The 17762-nt window shown below is 53.8% G+C and carries 18 protein-coding genes and 1 pseudogene; 5 read left to right on the top strand and 14 right to left on the bottom strand.

Annotated features, from left to right (window positions below):
- Positions 1-67: 67 nt before the first annotated feature.
- From RGB73_RS08470 to RGB73_RS08450, 5 genes are all read right to left on the bottom strand, one after another.
- Positions 68-1510 (bottom strand): aldehyde dehydrogenase family protein, encoded by a 1443-nt coding sequence (locus tag RGB73_RS08470; RefSeq protein ID WP_310770901.1) that lies wholly within the window; start codon positions 1508-1510, stop codon positions 68-70.
- A gap of 54 nt (positions 1511-1564) precedes the next feature.
- Positions 1565-2653 carry a zinc-binding dehydrogenase gene (locus RGB73_RS08465; protein ID WP_310770899.1) on the bottom strand — a complete coding sequence of 363 codons (1089 nt, stop codon included), beginning with the start codon at positions 2651-2653 and terminating at the stop codon, positions 1565-1567.
- 27 nt (positions 2654-2680) lie between these two features.
- Positions 2681-3514, bottom strand: a complete 834-nt coding sequence (ahlS, locus tag RGB73_RS08460) for an AhlS family quorum-quenching N-acyl homoserine lactonase (protein WP_310770897.1) — start codon at positions 3512-3514, stop codon at positions 2681-2683.
- A gap of 383 nt (positions 3515-3897) precedes the next feature.
- Entirely contained in the window at positions 3898-4461 is a 564-nt protein-coding gene (locus tag RGB73_RS08455) for a helix-turn-helix domain-containing protein (protein WP_310770896.1), read from the bottom strand.
- A gap of 75 nt (positions 4462-4536) precedes the next feature.
- Entirely contained in the window at positions 4537-5043 is a 507-nt protein-coding gene (locus RGB73_RS08450; RefSeq protein WP_310770894.1) for a hypothetical protein, read from the bottom strand.
- Positions 5044-5269: 226 nt separating this feature from the next.
- Here RGB73_RS08450 and RGB73_RS08445 point away from each other — a divergent pair, with 226 nt between their 5' ends.
- The gene (locus tag RGB73_RS08445; protein ID WP_310770892.1) at positions 5270-5743 is read left to right on the top strand and encodes an RrF2 family transcriptional regulator; all 474 of its coding nucleotides are present in this window, start codon (positions 5270-5272) and stop codon (positions 5741-5743) included.
- A gap of 53 nt (positions 5744-5796) precedes the next feature.
- Complete coding sequence (locus RGB73_RS08440) at positions 5797-6717, top strand: NAD(P)/FAD-dependent oxidoreductase (RefSeq protein ID WP_310770891.1); 921 nt, start codon at positions 5797-5799, stop codon at positions 6715-6717.
- Positions 6718-6770: 53 nt separating this feature from the next.
- Here the strand turns inward: RGB73_RS08440 and RGB73_RS08435 are convergent, their stop codons facing one another.
- The 4 genes from RGB73_RS08435 to RGB73_RS08420 all read right to left on the bottom strand — a co-directional run bounded on the left by RGB73_RS08435 (position 6771) and on the right by RGB73_RS08420 (position 12416).
- Complete coding sequence (locus RGB73_RS08435; protein WP_310770889.1) at positions 6771-8210, bottom strand: NAD-dependent succinate-semialdehyde dehydrogenase; 1440 nt, start codon at positions 8208-8210, stop codon at positions 6771-6773.
- Between the two features lie 259 nt (positions 8211-8469).
- On the bottom strand, positions 8470-9198 hold the full coding sequence (gene istB, locus RGB73_RS08430) for an IS21-like element helper ATPase IstB (protein ID WP_023555238.1): 729 nt from the start codon (positions 9196-9198) through the stop codon (positions 8470-8472).
- On the bottom strand, positions 9195-10700 hold the full coding sequence (gene istA, locus RGB73_RS08425) for an IS21 family transposase (RefSeq protein WP_024985199.1): 1506 nt from the start codon (positions 10698-10700) through the stop codon (positions 9195-9197). Before istA ends, istB begins: the two co-directional genes overlap by 4 nt.
- Before the next feature lie 291 nt (positions 10701-10991).
- Entirely contained in the window at positions 10992-12416 is a 1425-nt protein-coding gene (locus tag RGB73_RS08420; protein ID WP_310770887.1) for a PQQ-dependent sugar dehydrogenase, read from the bottom strand.
- Between the two features lie 80 nt (positions 12417-12496).
- Here RGB73_RS08420 and RGB73_RS08415 point away from each other — a divergent pair.
- The 3 genes and pseudogenes from RGB73_RS08415 to RGB73_RS08405 all read left to right on the top strand — a co-directional run.
- Positions 12497-12598 (top strand): annotated as a pseudogene (locus RGB73_RS08415) (chromosome condensation regulator); the annotation flags it as partial.
- Positions 12599-12800: 202 nt separating this feature from the next.
- On the top strand, positions 12801-13343 hold the full coding sequence (locus RGB73_RS08410) for a CBO0543 family protein (protein ID WP_310770885.1): 543 nt from the start codon (positions 12801-12803) through the stop codon (positions 13341-13343).
- A 167-nt stretch (positions 13344-13510) separates the two neighbouring features.
- Positions 13511-14017, top strand: coding sequence for a DinB family protein (locus RGB73_RS08405; RefSeq protein ID WP_310770882.1), 507 nt, complete (start codon positions 13511-13513; stop codon positions 14015-14017).
- A gap of 36 nt (positions 14018-14053) precedes the next feature.
- On the opposite strand, the gene RGB73_RS08400 is transcribed toward RGB73_RS08405, so the two are convergent.
- From RGB73_RS08400 to RGB73_RS08380, 5 genes are all read right to left on the bottom strand, one after another.
- Positions 14054-14479: a hypothetical protein gene (locus tag RGB73_RS08400; protein ID WP_310770880.1), complete on the bottom strand. Its 426-nt coding sequence runs from the start codon at positions 14477-14479 to the stop codon at positions 14054-14056.
- A gap of 35 nt (positions 14480-14514) precedes the next feature.
- Positions 14515-14874 (bottom strand): VOC family protein, encoded by a 360-nt coding sequence (locus tag RGB73_RS08395; protein WP_310770878.1) that lies wholly within the window; start codon positions 14872-14874, stop codon positions 14515-14517.
- Between the two features lie 342 nt (positions 14875-15216).
- The gene (gene htpG / locus RGB73_RS08390; RefSeq protein ID WP_310770876.1) at positions 15217-17097 is read right to left on the bottom strand and encodes a molecular chaperone HtpG; all 1881 of its coding nucleotides are present in this window, start codon (positions 17095-17097) and stop codon (positions 15217-15219) included.
- 107 nt (positions 17098-17204) lie between these two features.
- Positions 17205-17420, bottom strand: coding sequence for a hypothetical protein (locus RGB73_RS08385; RefSeq protein WP_310770874.1), 216 nt, complete (start codon positions 17418-17420; stop codon positions 17205-17207).
- Between the two features lie 3 nt (positions 17421-17423).
- The gene (locus RGB73_RS08380) at positions 17424-17615 is read right to left on the bottom strand and encodes a hypothetical protein (RefSeq protein WP_310770872.1); all 192 of its coding nucleotides are present in this window, start codon (positions 17613-17615) and stop codon (positions 17424-17426) included.
- Between the last annotated feature and the right edge of the window lie 147 nt (positions 17616-17762).

Raw genomic sequence — 17762 nt, 5'->3', positions numbered from 1 at the left:
AAATTGTATTTTGGATCCAATGTTGCTGTGAATCATGCCCCCCGTTGGAAGGCGGGGGGCAATCTGGTTACCCGTTTATTTTTACGGCGACGTTTTTCACCTGTGTATAATACTTCAGCGCTTCCAGGCCCTTTTCCCGGCCGAAGCCGCTCTTGCGATATCCGCCAAACGTCATCTCGACGCCTCCGCCCGCCCCGTAGTTATTGACGAACACCTGGCCGGACTTGACTCGGCTGGCGAGCCAATGCGCCTTGTTGATGTCGGAGGTCCACACTCCCGTGACCAGTCCGTATTCTGTGCCATTGGCGATCGCGAGTGCCTCCTCTTTGGTCGTGAACGGCAATACGACGAGCACAGGCCCGAAAATTTCCTCCTGCGCCAATCTGCCCTGCGGCGTGACCGCTTCGATGACGGTCGGCTCGAAAAAGAAACCATCCCCGGCTTCGGTATGCCTGCGTCCCCCGATGCGAATGGTCGCTCCGTCCTCCCGGGCCACCTGCATGTAGGACTCGATCCGTGCGAGCTGCTTCTCCGAAATGATCGGGCCAATATCCGCGCCGTCCAGCCCTGAGCCGATTCGCAGCCCTGACATGTGGCCTGCGACCTTGGCGACAAACTCCTCGCGAATGGATTCCTCCACCAGCAGACGCGAACCTGCCGAGCAAGTCTGTCCTGCATTTTGGGTGATGGAACGGACGACCCACTGGGCAGCCTCATCCAGGTCGGCGTCGGCGAACACGATATTGGGCGACTTGCCACCGAGCTCGAGCGTCACGGGCTTGATCTGCTGCGCTGCCGTTTTCATAATGGATATCCCGGTCGCGACCGAACCTGTGAACGTGATGTGGTCGATATCGGGATGAGCGGCCAAAGCAGCACCTGCCTCCGTGCCGTAACCGGTCACGATGTTCACGACCCCGGCCGGAAATCCCGCCTTTTCGCACAGGTCCGCGATGCGCAGCGCCGTCATCGGGGTATCCTCGGCAGGCTTCATGACGACGGTGTTGCCCGCCGCTACCGCCGGCGCCAGACTGCGTACAGCGATCTGGATCGGGTAGTTCCACGGCACGATGTGCGCAGTGACGCCAAGCGGCTCGCGGATCGTGTAGTTCAGGATGTCCGCTCGGATCGGGATGGTTTCTCCCAAAATCTTGTCGGCCACACCCGCGTAGTACTCGCAGTAGCGTGCCGCCACTTCCACGTCCGCCAGCGCCTGCACAAGCGGCTTGCCTGTGTCCAGGGTCTCCAGCTGGGCCAGCTCGTCTTTTTGCTCGCGAATGAGCTGGCAGAGGCGAAGCAGCATTCGTCCTCTTTCGGCCGGCAGAATTTCCCGCCACGCAGCCGATTCAAAGGTCTCCCGGGCCGCTTTCACCGCCCGGTCCACATCGTCCTGATTTCCCCGGGGAAAAGTGGCCAAAGGCTCCTTCGTTGCCGGATTGATGGTCGTGATCACTTCGCCGGAAGCGCTGTCCGTCCAGCTTCCGCCGATGTACATGTGCAGATGGTTCATGTGCGCCCTCGTCCTCTCCTGCTTTTCTTTCCTATAGGCTTCGGCAGCAGTCTCCTATCGGTTGGCAACGATCGTGGCCCGTGTGATCTCCCGCGCCGCCGACTTGTCGAGCGCGATATGGACGTCCTCGAGATCGAATTCGGCATCCAGCAGCTCGTCGAACGGGTACTTCCCGATGTTTTTGGAGATGAATGCAAGAGCCTTGTTCAGATACCACGGGTCGTAACGCATGTACGAGTAGATCGTCAGCGCCTTGCGCGTCATCAGCCCCGGGTCGAACGGCGTCATCTGGCCGGGGGAGATGTTGCCAATGCTGATGTATTTGCCTCCGTAGCGAAGCAGGTTGATGCCTTCATTCAGCGCTGCCGGCACCCCCGTCAGCTCCATGCAGACGTCGGCCCCTTTACCGCCTGTCAGCTCCTGCACGGCTTTCACCCGTTTTTCTACCGTGTCGTATTCGCCCATGTGGATCAGATGGTCGGCACCGAACAGTCTCGCCTTTTCCAGACGGCTGGTGACGCTATCGATGCAGATGACCGTCGCGCCGTATTCCTTGGCCACCGCGCTCGCGTTCAGCCCCAGGCCACCCGCCCCCTGGATGACGACGGTATCGCCGTAACGCACACCCGTCTTGTCGATCCCGAAGTACACCTGCGAAAGCGCGCAGTTGGCGCTTGCCGCAGCAGAATCCGGCACGTTGTCAGGGACCTTGTAAAAGTACTGGTCCGGCGGCAGATAGTAATGGGTGCCGAACGTACCGTGGAAGTGCGGGGCTTCTTCCGGATCTTTCACCCAATGCCTGTAAGCGTTTTCGCAAAGGTGCAGCTGACCTTGCTGGCAGGGAGCGCACTTTCGGCACGTAATGAAGTACGCGGCGGCGACGCGGTCTCCTACCTGCACGGGATTGCCTGCATAATCCGTTTCCACGCCTTCTCCCAGCGCAGCGATTTCACCGACCATCTCATGCCCCATCACGCCGGACTTCTTCGTCGGGTGATGCCCTTGCCAGATGTGCAGCTCCGAGCCGCACACATTCGTCCGGACTACTTTTACCAAGACCGCTCCCGGACCTGGCTGAGGCAGACCGTATTCGGCAAACGACAGCTTGCCGGGTTCACTCATGACCGCTACTTTTCCTTTCATGCTCCTGACCTCCAATCTCGCACGGGATTATTCGTAAAACCCTTCCGTCGACTTGATAAACTTCCGGAACTGCTCGCTGTCGTGTCCGAACCAGACCTGCGAATTCGTCCGGGCCGCATATTCCTTGATCCGCTCGACTGTGCTTACAAAACCGACCGAATCGTAAATGATGCCCGGTATTTTGATCGGAGGCCCGTAGTTTTCGGCCGAGTAGACGGCGTCGGACGCCAGGATGATTCCACCCGTCCCCGGCAGCTCGACGTGCAAGCCGAGCATGCCCCAGGCGTGGCCCGCGCCGAAGTTGAGAATTTTTACGCCGTCTACGAGCGGCACTTCCTCTTCCTTGGGACGGATCGTCTTCCAGTTCAGACCGTTTTTCACCCATGCGTCGATATCCGCCCAGACGTAGGCGCCCATGTCCTTGTTGATGGCGTACGTTTTCATGGTGTTGGCAAGCTCGGTCTCATGCACGATGATCGTGGCGTTCGTAAACATTTCCAGGCATCCCGCGTGGTCCAGATGCAGGTGTGAGGCAACGACGTACTTGATGTCCTCGGGCCGCACGCGAAGCTGGGCCAGGCGGTTGATCAGGTAGCACTCCTCCGACATCTGCAGCGGGAAAAGCTGCTGCACGCCCTCAGGCCAGCGTCCTTTTTCGCCCATGCCTTCCGGGTTGCAGCCGGTGTCAAAGAGGATCTTTCCATCCGGGTGGTCGATTAAGACAGCGTAGACCGGGAACTCGATAAATTCTGCGGGAGGATTCGGGTTTTTCACAGATGCCGGATTGTACATGGAGACCATAAAGCCTTTGTCCATTTGCATTCTGCCGGTGTCAAGAACAAACAGTTTTGGTTTTGACATGACCGCTCACTCCTCGAAAATGGTTTCCGTGGCATGGCACAAGAAACTGCAGAAAAAGCCTCGCTCTCTTCCTTTCTTTGAAGCGACCACCTCCTGCGGGTCCACTCCCGTATGAACGCGATAAAAGATCCATTCACGAGCATTTATTGAATCCTGTATATTGGATCCAATTATCACTGACCTAATACTATTCTGAATTGACTGAATTGTCAAGTCTACTTCATCTTATGCGGACAACCATAAGAAAATCTCTATGGCGGCCTGTTCTGTTTCTGAATCCGTACATGTTGAAAAGCTGGCTACGCCATGCCTTTTGGCGCAAAAAAAAAGCACAGCCTCGTCTGCTGTACTTTTCGTGTGGACTATGCCCCTCCCCGACCGCACTAGCTGGACGGTTGAATGAAGACGCTGAGCACTTTCGCCTCCTCGCTCGTGTAAGGCAGAAAAATATGCGGCTTGCTCCCTGCAAAGTAGGCGGTGTCCCCTTCCTCGAGGATGTGCTTCTCCCCGTCGTAATACAGGATGATCGTTCCGCTCACAATGTAGATGAACTCTTCCTCCGGGTGCGTGAATGGCTCCGTCGCAGGCATGTCAGCCGGAACCGTTACCAGCACCGGTTCGATTTTGCTAAAACGGGAACGATTCGCCAACGTCTCGTACAGGTAGCCCATCTCCTTGCTTCCCAGCTTGGAGGTGCGCTGCTTTTGCGGAGACAGGACGAGATAATCGTCGCGCTCTTCCTCCAGAAACCAGGCTAACGGTGTTTTCAAATGATCGGCTATTTTTGACAGTGTCGCCACCGCGGAGGCTGTTTGTCCGTTTTCAATTTTCGATAGGAGGCTCTTGGTAAACCCGCATCGGTCAGCCAGCTCCTGCTGAGTGAAGCCTTGGCTCAGCCTCGCCTTGCGAATGCGTTTTCCAATTTTGGATAGATCGATGTGAAACATCCCCTTCTGCGATTGTTCATCTATGATTATAGCGAGGAACGAACAGCTGATCAACAAAGTTGAATCTTGTTCAATCTACGTAACGAGCGCAATGGTGCTGATGCTGCTACACGGCACGGTAATCAGTCCATCCGCGGTACGGATTTGCACAAGCCCGGGTGACAGCGGCTCCCCGATCGCCCCGGTAATCGCCTCTCCCGTCACGGTCTGAATTCGAACCGTCCTGCCTCCGTACCGCTCAAACAGCGCTTCGGCGCATCCGTTCATCTCCTGCCGTCGCAGCAGCTTCTCCATTTGCTCTTCGATATTCCTCCTGAGCTTTCTCTCCCGGCTCTTGAGTCGTCTTTTCAACCGCTTTTTCAGCTTTTTCTCCCGTTCCTCGATTCGTTTTTGGAAGCGTTTCTTCAATCGTTTCAGATTCCGGCTCAATCGGGCTTTTTGGGCGTTCAGGAGGGCTGTCGTTTGCTGGGTGCACGCCTGGGGGCAGCTTTGGGGCTTCGGCTTTTTCTTAGGCTTCCGATTTTTCTTGCACGATTTGGCCCCTGTACAAGGAACGCACATGAAGCATGGGGTGTTCACCACCTGCGGATTCCCCCTTCGTCACGATTTTGGAGGATAGGGCGATCTCTTTTCGTTCTCCTTAGCATATTGCTGCCGTGAGCCATATGCTTGCGTTCTCCCGCAGGGCCATGGTGGATTTCCGCGATGGCGAAGTGCAATCAACGGCTTGCAAAGTGGACGGGAATTTTTTATTATGGATAATAAAGATCTACAATCGCAATCATGAACATCGGAGGGCGGCTTTCTCATGCAATTCTCGAAAAGCACGGGGTATGCCCTGCACGCCTTGATCCACCTGGCGCAAAGCGGATCCGGTCAATACGTAGGCATCAAGGAATTGGCCAGCGTGCTGGGAGTATCCGAGAGCTACCTGTCCAAAATCATGTCGAAGCTGCGCCAGGACGGAATCGTCCGCGCCGTGACCGGAGTAAACGGCGGCTACGAGCTGGCCCGTCCAGCCAACCAGATCTCCTTTCTCGATGTCATTCAGGTCGTGGAGGGGCGGCAGCCATTGTACGAATGCTTCCATGAAAGTGCAAGCCGTCAACCCGCTCCCGATTCGCCGGGCACCTACGATCTCTACAATGAGGAATGTCTGGTGAGAAAGGTGATGATCGGCGCAGAGGCGCACATCACTCACTATTTGCAGCAGCACACGATCCAGAGCGTGCTGGACGCCGCTTCCCAAGGCGGCAATCCTACCGGGAACAAGAAGACTTAATCTTCTTGTATCCCTATTATAGACATTATGGATCCAAAAAGGAGTGTATGAACATGAATCAACGTTTCGATGTAGCCATTATCGGCGGCGGCCCCGCAGGCTTGAACGCAGCCCTGGTCCTGGGAAGGGCGCGAAAGGACGTACTGGTCATCGATGAAGGGCGTCCGCACAATCGGGTGACCCGCGAGTCCCACGGATTCCTGACCCGGGACGGCATCAAGCCGGCCGAGTTTCGGCGGATTGCAAAGGAGCAGATTCTCGCCTACCCCTCCGTCCATTTTGCGGAGGAGACGGCGACAGCGATTGAAGGAAGCGACGGCAATTTTTGCATCACGACCGCAGCGGGAACGACCTACCGGAGCAAAAAGCTGCTCTTTGCGGTAGGCATGAAAGACCTTCCGCTGGACATCGACGGTCTGACGGAGGTGTACGGAAAAAGCGCCTTCGTCTGCCCGTATTGCGACGGATGGGAGCTGCGGGATCAGCCGCTTGCCTTGATCGCGAAAGGCCCGCGGGCGCTCCACCTGGCAAAGACGATCGCTGGATGGAGCGATACGTATACGATCTTGACCCATGGAGGGGATGAATGGACGGATGCAGAACGAGAAGAATTGAGACAGCACGACGTCCCTTTTTATACCTCGCCGATCCTGCGAATCGAATCGGTGGAAGGCATGGTGCAGCGGATCGTGCTGGAAGACGGTACGATTGTACCCTGCACCGGCATTTTCTTCGCCCCGAAGCTGACCACCGGATCCGATCTGCCTAAAGCTTTGGGGTGCGAGGTCTCGGAAACGGGAACAGTTGTAGTCGACGCCCTCGGGAAAACCAGCGTGCCAGGCGTTTACTGCGCAGGAGATGCTGCTACTCCCCACCAGTACCAAGTGATCGCGGCAGCTGCCCTTGGAGCTGCGGCGGCAGCGGGCATCAACGGCGAGCTGCTTGCGGAGGCGTGGGATTCCAAACGTCGATAACGAACAAGCAGCCTCTGGCAAAGTTGCCGAGGCTGCTTTTCATTTGTTCCCATTTAAATAAGGCCCAGGGAAACGTATTTCACTTCCAGATACTCCTCGATGCCGTGGTGGCCGCCTTCCCGGCCCAGACCGCTCTCTTTCATGCCGCCAAACGGCGCTTGGGCCACAGAAGGCGCCCCGTCATTGACACCGACGATGCCGTACTCCAGATTTTCCGAGTAATAGAACGCTCGGGTCAACGATTGGGTGAAGACGTAGGCCGCCAGACCGAATGGCGTACGGTTTGCCCGCTCGATCACTTCCCGGTCGTCCGTAAACGTGCTGACGGGCGCGATCGGTCCGAATGTCTCCTCCTGCATGCACAGCATGTCGTCCGTGACGTCCGAGATCACCACCGGCTTCAGGAAATAGCCCGTGCTTCCTTCCAGCGTCGGCTCGCCGTGCAGGGTAGCGCCTTTGGACACCGCATCGTCGATTTGGTTCTGCACTTTTTTCACAGCCCGCTCATCGATCAGCGGACCGATCTCCACGCCAGCCTCGGTGCCATTTCCGACGCGCAACGCTGCGACAGCCTTCGTGAATTCTTCGAGGAACGGCTCCTTTACCTTTTCGTGAACGTAGATGCGGTTGGCGCAGATGCAGGTCTGTCCTGCGTTTCGGAACTTCGACAGCATCAACCCCTTCACCGCCTCATGGATGTTGGCGTCCTCCGCCACGATGAACGGAGCCAGTCCGCCCAGCTCCAGCGAGACCTTTTTCACGGTATCCGCCGCTTTGCGCATCAGCAGCTTGCCCACCGGAGTCGATCCGGTGAAGGTGATTTTTTTCACCCGGGCATCCTCCATCCAGGCGTCTACCAGCTCTCCTGCATTCGAGGTCGTCACGATGTTGATGACCCCTGCCGGAATGCCTGCCTGCTGCGCGCACTCAGCGAGCAGCAAGGCGGTGAGCGGCGTCTGTTCCGCCGGTTTCGCCACGGTTGTGCAGCCGGCTGCCAACGCGGGCGCGATTTTGCGGGCGATCATCGCCGCCGGGAAATTCCACGGCGTCACAGCTGCGACCACACCGACGGGCTGCTTTTGTACCAGGATGCGCTTGGTGACGGACACAGCAGGAATTGTCTCGCCGTAAATGCGCTTCGCTTCCTCGGCATACCATTTGATATAACTGTTGGCGTATTGCACCTCGCCCTTTGCTTCGGCGAGCGGCTTCCCTTGCTCCAGCGTCATCACCAACGCGATTTCGTCCAGGCGGGATTCGATCACCTGATGCCAGCGCTCCAGCAGCGCGGCCCGTTCATAGGCGGATGTCTTCGACCACGATTGAAAGGCCTCATGGGCAGCATCTACCGCTTTTTTGCCCCATTCTGCGGATGCATCCGGCACGCTGCCTACCGTCTCCAGCGTCGCCGGGTTCTGGACCGGGATGGTTTCGGCCAGCTTCACCCATTCCCCATTTACGTATATCCCCATATTCAATTCTGCCTGCTTCATGATGCTCTCTCCTCTCTTGGAATCCCTTTTTCCGATTTGTTTGCGGCAAACCGTTTTTCTTTTTCCCCCGCAACCAATCATTACCGCAAGCCAGGATGCAAAGCAAGATCCCAAGTGTAAAAGCCGGTTGGTCCTACGCGGGCTGTTCGTTCGACTGACTTGCGTTCCAAAGTAGTCAAGGGATGTATTTTGCAACTCAAAAATGCAGAGTTTGGCGGCCAATTTATGCAGAACACTGCCAACATCAATACAAAAGAATTTAGGAAGACTTCATGCTGGATAGAGCATGGCGCAGTCGGTAGCTTTCTCCGGTAAACGCCAGAATATGGGCGTGGTGGACGAGGCGATCCACAAGGGCTGCCGTCAATCGCGTATCTCCAAACACCGTATTCCACTGCCCAAACTCCAAATTCGACGTCACAATCACACTGTTTCTCTCATAGCAGGCCGAGATAACATGAAACAACAGCTCAGCCCCCGTTTGGTGAAAGGGAACAAACCCAACCTCGTCCAAAATCAACAACTCACAGTCTGCCAGTTCTTTTTGAAACCGCATCAGTGCCCCATTCGCGTGTTTTTCCTGCAAGAGCGCAACCAGATCGGGAACACGGAAGAATCGAACGGCATATCCCCTTCGGCACGCCTCTACGCCAAGCGCTGTTGCCAGATGGGTCTTCCCCGTGCCCACTTTTCCCAGCATCAGCACATTTTCCTTGCGCTCCAAAAAACGTAGGTCGATCAATCCCTCCTTTGTACATGTTTCCGGTAAGGTGACTGCCTCAAAAGCGTAATCTTCCAGTGTCTTCAGTTGGGGAAACGCGGCTTTCTTTATCAGTCGCTTCAGCTTTGTCTCCTCCCGCCGTTGAATCTCCATCCGCAAGACTCCCAGCAAGAAGCTCTCCCGATCTTCAAACGGCACCTGTTCATAGGTTTCCATCACATGCGCCAAATGCAAAGTTTTGCACACCTTTGCCAGCTCTTCTCTCATTCCACCCTCACCCCCAGGATCCGGTCGTACTCATCCAGCATGGGTATCTGCCCGTGAAGGGCAGGGGGTGTATGCGACTCTGAAAACGGTTCCGGGCGGAAAACAGGGTGTTTTATCGCGTAAAGGGCATGCTCCAAGGCAACAGCCAGATGCTCTTGCTGATGCGACAATTCTCCCAGTACTTGCCCGATTTCCTCCAACGTATAGGTGTCGAGCAATCGATGGAGCAGGCGAATTCGTGCTTTTCGTGCATTCATGTCTTCCACCGTCAAAAACGTTTGGAGCGCCTGAGGCATCATGTTGGTAAAGGAAGAATACATCACCGCCCGCGGGCGTTTTTCATATCTCTTCAATACCGCCTTCCAATCTACTGAAATGACTTTCTCCGTATAGGGACGAGGCAATGTCACAATCGGGGTATATGTCCCGTCTGCCGTTAACACCTCCAGCACATCCCACTTGACTTTCACCAAAACCGGCTGCATGGCCCGACACTGCGGCAACGGGAAGAGAGCCGCGTCAAACGACAGCTCAGCGTATTTGTTCAGGTGGCACGTCTCCAGCCGGAAAATCTCCAGCGGTGTCGTCGGCAGCGTCAGCAGCTTGCATTTTTCTTGCTCCCACAACTCGGCAATGGTTTGCTTTTTCACATAGTGAGGGCGCTGCATATCCGCACGGGCAGCTTCCGCCAAATACGTCTCCAGTTGTTCCGGCGTATCGATAACCGGTGGCGGAACACACCAGTTCCGGCGTCCATACCCCACTTTGTTTTCCACATGGCCTTTCTCATGGCCGCTGTATGGATTGCAAAACAGGGGCTCAAAGCGGTAATGGGCGCAGAAACGCCGAAACGCTTCCGTACACTCTCGTTTTCCGCCTTGCTGGATGGACACAACAGCAGCGGACAAGTTGTCAAACCAAATCTTGCGAGGAACCCCTCCCATTTGCTGAAATAGCCGCCCTAAGGCCTCCAGAAAGCATTCCGTGTTTTCTTTCGGAACCGGGAACACAAAGGCGGCATTGCTGTACGGAAACGACAGGGTCAATACTTTCCGCTCCACCAGTTCTCCCGACTTGACCACGTACACCGTCCCGAAGTCAGCCTGAGCTTCTCCACCTGGATGCTCCAAACGCTCAAAATGTTCGGCTCGTTCGGCTGCCATGGCTTTCTTCCGTTTGGAGACATATTCGGATACCGTTCGCTGCCCGCCAGGGAAGCCGTACTCATCCCGTAACCGCTGAAACATGCGGACGGCTGTATGGCGTTGCTTGCGTGGAAGACGCTCATCATCCTCCAGCCATGTGTCAATAATCTCTAAGTACGGTCCCAACACCGGATGGCGGCCTTTTCGCTTGCATACCGGTTCATTCCAATCGTCGCGATCCGCATATTTCTTGGCGGTTCGCCAATTCACCTGGACACGTTCCGCAATTTCCTGAATCGAACACCCTTCGACTTCTCGCAAAAATCGGATATACTGTTGTTGTGGCACTTTCAACATTCCTCTCACTCCCTCAGATTTTCGCCAAATCCAAGGGTAGATTTTGTAGGGGGATGTTGGCAAGTGCCTTTTTCATGGCCTCAGAATTGCGGTGGAACTCTGCAGTTTTCCGCCGCAATTCTCTGCACTTTTATCCTGCCATAAACAAGGGAGCCCGTAATAAAACGAGCAGGAGTAAAAAACCACCCTCTGGAGGGTGGCACAAGACTCTCTTGATTTACGCGGGACACCCTGTTACTGCTTTGGCAAGTGACGAAAACGGATGATTCAGCCGAATTTTACAGGGATGGATTATGACACAATTTCAAAAACGGTACCTTGGTTAACATCAGTAACCTTCGTTGATCCATAAACGCCTAAATAAAGCTTGGTTTGATCCAGATTCGTTCCCAAGCTTACATAATAGGCTGATGAAGTTCCAAAATCGTAATCGGTTTCAATCACATGAAAATCATTCAGTTTACAATCCGGCTGTACCCTGGTATAAGCTAAAACCCCTCGAGCTGGAGGGCGAGATCCTTCGTTCCTGGCAAGATCGGTAAACACAAGGCTTCCCGTTAAATCGGGAATTTCGTTCCCCATATAGGGCTGGACTCCTGTCAGTGCGGTTCCCCCAAATTTATCGGGTCTTGGATCTTTATGAAAATAACTGGTGACAGGCAGAAGGCGCCTTACTGACGTTTTTACTGCTTCATCGTAATACGCGATGATCTTCTCATCCAAGGCTGGATTGGCGGAGCAGCTCTTCATCATCGGAGTAGGAAACGCCCCCTCCCACCCTCGCCAGCCAAAATTAATAAAACCTTCTTGGTCCAGTTCAGCATTCAGTAAAGACGCTTGAACAAGCTGGGTGACCGGTATCGGTTTATAATGAAGAAATGAAAAAATGGACTCTACCAAATCCTGTCCGACAATCCCCACATGTTTGATATATTGATGATAGAACCTTTGATAGGCAATGCCAGGAATATTGCGTACCCCCTTGGCCATGACCGTAAGCGTCTCCTGGACAGGTGCGGGAAGTTCATCAAAACGCGTGACTACGGGCGGGGCATTTGTAAATGGATTCTTCCCTACGTCAATTTCCATAATTTTGCCCGCGATTTCCATATCGTTCTGACTTAAATGGAATGGATCATAGCCTGATCCACCATCTCCGGTCGTTAACACAAGGTTTCCTGTTTCCGGTGAAAAGTTCAAGCTGTTGACACCGTTATGATTGAGAAAGGGTCTTCTTACGTTGAGGAGGGTCCGTCGTTTTTGAAGCTGACCATTCGATTGCAGAATCCACTCTTCAACCGTATCGATATGATCGTATTGAGTTTCTCGGTTTACCCACTTCAGGTGTAAAGTTTTTGGATCACACGGATCAGGCTTAAAAGATTCAAAAGAACCTGAAAGAGCTCCGGGACCCTGTGTACCGGCTACGGAAAAATGAAGATAGAAAAGACCGTTCTGATAAAATCGGGGATGAAACGCTAGCCCCAGCAACCCCCGTTCATCATATCCGCCACTGGAGGCACCCAGCTTGATGATTCGCGGGCGAATATCCAAAAAAGTACGTATCGCTCCGTCTCGTATGTAAAAGATCTCTCCTACCTGGGTGGCAATAAACAAGCTCTCCATTGAATCCCCTGGAAGGACAGCTGTTTTTATAACAGTCGGCATATTGATCTTGCTTACCATGGGCCGCAAGCGCACCTTGACTTTTCTCAACTCACCTCAGCACTCCCTCCTCCTGCTTCCTTTTTTCAGAATATGACGCGAACTGTGCTCGTAGTACCGGATACAACCTTATGGATTACCTGTCACCGAAAGAAGCGGTGCTAAAGATGAAACGGTGGTCTAACGATTCCATAGCCGCGGGTCGTCGTCATACCGTAGGGCTTAAATCGGAATTCGGAGTTGGGAAAAAGACGCTCCATCCAATTGTCTGCCTACAAATACATGATTTCACACCATGACTGTGATTGGTTTATACCAGCCAAACTACTATACTCACGCATCTGGTATCCACTCTCTATCCTGCACTATTTGTTGCATACCCCAATCCCAGCAGGGAAAAATATGCCAAACTGTCAACAAAGGATGTGCAGGCAGGTGTCCGAGGATTTTCAGCATATCATCCAGCGACAGTATGAATTGCGTGATTCCGAACTGGCGCATTGGATTCGTGATGATCTATTCTCCTTTCCTTGGTGGGTAGGAGTCTCTTCAGTCATTTTGTTATGGATATGGTTCAAGGTCGTGGATCGATCCCGTTTTGTCGAGATTACATTGATGGGTTCATTAACCGGGTTATTTTCCACATTGCTTGATGTTACCGGATGTTCATTTGTTTTATGGAGCTATCCGGACTCCGTAGAGCCCATATTTCCACCTATGTTTCCGGCAAACCTTGTTGTTTTGCCGAGTGTATACATGGTTGTCTATCAAATTTTTTATTCATGGAAGTCATACATGATAGCGAGTATGGGCCTCTCCTTGTTTTTGTCCTTTGTCGGAGAACCCCTCGTTGTTCTGCTGGGAAGTTATCAACCTACTAATTGGGAATATCTCTACTCTGTACCTGCTTATTTTCTTTTAGCGATTGGTGTCAAAGCCATCACTCATAAAATTGTGCGGTACCAAAGCTCGAGCTAGCCATTTCAATGAGCTTCTACACCCGTGTAATCGCCTGTCTAGCCCCGTGATCAGACGTCCCCCGCCTTGCTCAACCTTTTTTCCCCAACACCAAAATTCCCTGACAGCCTTTGTCAGGGAAGCGAATTTATAATGAAGGCATCAAGCAATTAAAGGGGATGCTGTCCATGACGAATTATCCGGGTACCATGTACGACTTTCACGTTTGGGCCAACCAAACGATGATCAACCGGTTGAAGGAATTGCCGCGGGAACTGTACACACAGGAAATTCAAAGCGTGTTTCCGACCGTGGCCAAAGCGCTTTCCCACATTTACATCGTGGATTGCACGTGGCTGAACATCCTGAACGGAGCGAGCATGAACGACGCCATGGCAGCGACACGCGCTCGCGAGGCCCAGGTGGAAGCGCTGAGTCTTGAGGAGCTGGAGGCTCTGTACCAGGAGCTCTCCGAGGGCTACCGGTCGTTCCTGCGCGAGCATCCGGACCTGGAGCAAACGCTCGTCCTCGACAACCCGTATGCGGGAATCCGGGATACGAGCTACGGGGAAATCATCCTGCAAGTCGTCAACCACGGTACCTACCACCGCGGCAACATGACGGCGATGCTGCGCCAGATGGGCCATCCCTCTACGATGACCGAATACGCCCTGTACTGGTATGCGAAAGCGTAAGACATCATTGTTCTTCCGGCATGCGGAGTGGGGAAGTCAGGTGCTCTTGCCTGCTTCTTCCTGCTCCGCAGCGTCTACGGCGTCGAACACTCCCTCCAGCAAAAACCCGTTCTTTTTTCGGAGAAAGAGCATCGTCGGATAGTAGGATACCAGGCTGAACAACACGGCAGAAAATCCGAACATGATTGGTGTTGCGATTAGCGTAAAGAGCCCCGCAAGAAACCCCGCTGCGACGATGCTGCCGATCTGAACCGGCGAGGTCAGGTTCAGAATGGCGATGAAGAATTTCAGGACGCCCACCAAAAGCCCAAGCGAGACGCCCGCTGCCACGCACAATTTCATGTACGATGAAATCTTTAGATAATGCAACTGCACGCGATGGTGTCTTTGTTTCTCGCTCCCCACTATCTTCTCCCCTCTCTTCGTTCCCCAGCCAATTCCAGTGTCTTCTGCACCGTCCATGAAAAAACCACCCGAATTCGGTGGTTTGTCGCTTCTTATTTGCTTTCCTTGCTCTGAATCAGGCCGATGCCGAGGCCCACGGGGTCGACCAGGTAGGCCAGGTAAAAGTCGGCAAACTCCATTTTATCGCGCACGACCATGGCGCCGTGAGCCTTCGCCTTGGCGATCGCCTCGTCGATGGAATCGACCTCTATTTGTACCCGAATGCCGTGCGGGTAATCATTCGGCCCTTTGCCGATCCCTCCATTGATGCCCGGCTTTTCGTCCTTGCCGGTCACAACCGGCCAGTAGTCCCAATTCGGCTCACCGACGCCCCAGCCGAACACCTCGGAATAAAAATGCGCGGCTTTTTCAGGCTCCTGGCTGTTCAGTTCGAACCCAACCACTCTTCCCATCGCGATCCCTCTTTCCATCCGCTTGTGATGATTTGGACACTCCTATCCTAATTTCAACATACCGTTTCCAAATCCTTCCTACCCAGCGAACAAATATTCGACAAAGGGGCTTGGGACTTCTCGGCTCGTGTCTGAGCGCATTAGAAAACCTGGCTGCGCCAAGCCTTTTGGCGGAGCCGCGGTACCCAAAGGGCACAAGTCTCGCTCTCTCACTGTGTTCGAAGTCTCGCTATGTTGCCCTTATACTGGATAGGAATTTTATAAATTTCTATCTGTATGAAAAAAGGACGCCACCCATTGACGGGCGGCATCCCAATAACTGCCGTTTCCTGGCAGGCTGGCTTACACCATGATCTTGCAAATGTCGTTTGTGAATTCGACCGGATCCTGAAGCGGCAAGCCTTCGATCAGCAGCGCCTGGTTGTACAGCAAGGCCGTGTACAGATCGAGCTTTTCCTTGTCGGAGGTGTAGGCTGCTTTCAGCGACTGGAACACGCTGTGATTGACGTTGATCTCCAGCACCTTGTCGGCCTTCACATTTGGGTTGTTCGGCATCGCGTTCAAGACTTTCTCCATCTCGATCGTGATGTCGCCTTCGGTCGACAAGCATACGGGATGGGATCTCAGACGCTTCGACGCCCGCACGCTTTTCACTTTTCCCTCGAGCAGGTTTTTCATGTAGTCGAAGAGCTCTTTGTTCTCTTCGTTTTCCGCATCGGCGCTGTTTTTGTCTTCGTCGGCCTCAATGCCGAGGTCGCCGCTGGAGACGGATTTGAATTCCTTATCCTTGTACTTCTGGATCATCTTGATGGCAAATTCATCGATATCCTCAGTGAAATACAGGATTTCATACCCTTTTTCCAGGACGAGCTCAGTTTGCGGCAGCTTTTCGATCCGCTCGTTCGACTCCCCTGCCGCGTAGTAAATGTATTTTTGCTCCTCCGGCATTCTCGAGACGTACTCCTCGAGCGTGACGAGCTTTTTCTCTTTGGAGGAGGTGAACATCAAAAGGTCCTGCAGGACGTCCTTGTTCATGCCGAAGTCGCTGTACACGCCGAATTTCAGCTGCCTGCCGAACGATTGGTAGAACTTCTCGTACTTCTCCCGCTCGTTTTTCAGCATGGTTTGCAGTTGACCCTTGATCTTGCTGGCGATGTTTTTCGCGATCAGCTTCAGCTGGCGGTCATGCTGCAGCATCTCCCGCGAAATGTTGAGCGACAGGCTTTCGGAATCGACCATCCCTTTGACGAAGCTGAAGTAGTCCGGGAGCAGATCGGCGCATTTGTTCATGATCAGGACGCCATTGGCATACAGCTCCAGGCCTTTTTCGTACTCCTTCGAGTAGTAGTCGAAAGGAATGCTCTCCGGAATGAAGAGAATCGCCTGGTAGACGACAGCTCCGTCCGCGCTGATGTGGATGTGCTTCAGCGGCTTGTCGAAGCCGTAGCGCTTCTCGCGGTAGAACTGTTCGTAATCTTCGTCGGTCAGCTCGCTCTTGTTTTTCCTCCAGATCGGCACCATGCTGTTGATGCGCGTCTCCTCGGTCACTTCTTCGTATTCGCTGTCGCTGCCTTCTTTGAGCTTGCTGGTCGTCACGTCCATTTTGATCGGGTAGCGGATGAAGTCCGAATACTTTTTGATGATCGCTTTCAGGCGATACTCGTCCAGGTATTCGTCGTAGGTCTCTTCCTCGGTGTTTTCCTTGATCTTCAGGATGATGTCCGTACCGACAAGGTCCTTTTCGGCGGGCTCGATCGTGTAGCCGTCCGCCCCCGTCGATTCCCATTTGTACGCCTGGTCGCTGTCGACAGCCCGGCTGATTACCGTCACCACGTCGGCTACCATGAAAGCGGAGTAAAAGCCGACACCGAACTGGCCGATGATCGTATGTCCTTCTTTTACTTCGTTTTCTTTCTTGAACGCGAGCGAGCCGCTCTTGGCGATGACCCCGAGGTGGCTTTCCAGCTCGTCCTGCGTCATCCCGATCCCCGTATCGCGGATGGTCAGCGTCCGGTTTTCTTTATCCGCAATGATCTTGATATAGTAGTTGTCCTTGTCAAACACCAGCTTGTCGTCCGTAAGCGCGCGATAGTACATTTTATCGATCGCGTCGCTGGCATTGGAGATCAGCTCGCGCAAGAAAATTTCCTTCTGCGTGTAGATGGAGTTGATCATCATCTCCAGCAGGCGCTTGGACTCTGCTTGAAACTGCTTCTTTTCCATACGGTTCTCTCCCTTCCGTCTTGACAGGTCGTTGCGAAGCCTATTTTTAGCACTCTCGATCTTAGAGTGCTATCCACTATTTTTTATAGCAGTCCTGTTTTTTTCTGTCAATACGGACCAGGGGCGTCCCGAAGCTCCTCGAGAGCGCTTTGGTAATGCTCGTAGGTCTGCTGTCCAAAAGCGCACAGGTCCCCCTGAAAAAACGTATGCAGCGTATAGGTAGCGGCCTGGTTCAGATCAAAGCCTCTGGACTTCATGACCAGCCGAAGATAGGAAAGGAAGTAGGCTTTGCCCAGAACACTGGCGCTGCTGATTTTCTTCATCGCTTACTCCGCGCCCGCTTCCAGATTGGCGACCCATTTGTCCGCGCTGGATTCGTCGTTGTCAAACAGGATGACCTCGTGCAGGGCGATCGCGTCCACCGCTCCGATCGCCTTCGCCATCTCGTCCGCGAGCGTCTGCATATCCGCGCTCTGGCTTACTTCCACATCGAGTACAAGCACCATTTTCTTCTTCATGCGTCTGTTCCACCTTTGGATTCAATGTCAATGTCGTACGATCCCCATCATAGCAAAGGCGCGTGCAACTTGAAATACCCGGGAGAAACGAGAGTGCGAGAACAGGCAAGTTGGGCAGACGAACGCACATGGACGGCTAGGGAGAGC

This window comes from Brevibacillus brevis (assembly GCF_031583145.1).
Classification (GTDB): Bacteria; Bacillota; Bacilli; order Brevibacillales; family Brevibacillaceae; genus Brevibacillus; species Brevibacillus brevis_E.
The sequence above is the reverse complement of the archived record's forward strand: the minus strand, read 5'-3'. Positions and strand labels throughout refer to the sequence as shown.